The 262-nt window shown below is 28.6% G+C and carries 1 protein-coding gene; it reads right to left on the bottom strand.

Annotated features, from left to right (window positions below):
* Nucleotides 1-49 precede the first annotated feature (49 nt).
* Nucleotides 50-262: UTRA domain-containing protein (locus AACQ14_RS23740; protein ID WP_339366017.1), on the bottom strand; the 213-nt coding region annotated here is incomplete at its 5' end.

Here is a 262-nt window from a genome sequence, read left to right as displayed (position 1 = left end):
TAAAAACCTCAGGTTAATTCCTGAGGTTTTTACAAATACCTACCGTTTACTAAACAAACTGTTCTACAGAGAAAATATTCTTATCTCCTCTAAATCTAGAGACAGTGTACTCTACAGGTGTCTCAAATTTATTATAACCTTTTACATGAAATAATTGTATTGCAGTTGTCTTATTGATTTCAAGTAATTCACAATCTTCCTTAGTAGGAACAACAGCTTCCATTTTTTTAATTATTTTATAGACTTTAGTATTAATATTGCT

The organism is Vallitalea maricola (assembly GCF_036985595.1).
Classification (GTDB): domain Bacteria; phylum Bacillota; class Clostridia; order Lachnospirales; family Vallitaleaceae; genus Vallitalea; species Vallitalea maricola.
Note: the sequence above shows the minus strand (reverse complement) of the source record. Positions and strands in the feature narration are given on the sequence as shown.